Origin of the sequence: Bradyrhizobium sp. CCBAU 45321, from assembly GCF_028128975.1 — a bacterium.
GTDB classification, from domain to species: domain Bacteria; phylum Pseudomonadota; class Alphaproteobacteria; order Rhizobiales; family Xanthobacteraceae; genus Bradyrhizobium; species Bradyrhizobium yuanmingense.
The window spans coordinates 67,540-67,790 of sequence record NZ_LFKZ01000002.1; the positions used below are offsets into that span (position 1 = coordinate 67,540).

The 251-nt window shown below is 64.9% G+C and carries 1 pseudogene; it reads left to right on the forward strand.

What is annotated here, in order from left to right:
• A pseudogene (locus ACM43_RS00345) lies at positions 1-251 on the forward strand (Ig-like domain-containing protein); the annotation flags it as partial.

The window sequence follows — 251 nt, forward strand, 5'->3', positions numbered from 1 at the left end:
GCTACGACGTGGTCTGGAAGAACTCGGCCAACGGGCACTACTCGGTCTGGAGCACCGACAGCAGCGGCAATTTCGTGACGACGCTGGCCGCGGCTCCCGAGGTCCTGGGGAGCGATCCGACCCTGAAAGCACTGGAGCCGACGCTGCAGCAGGATCTCAATGGCGACGGCACGATCGGAGTGCCGATTGCCAGCCCCGTCACGATCGAGGCGTTGGGATCGACCAGCGTGGTGGTGTCCGGGGGCAATTAC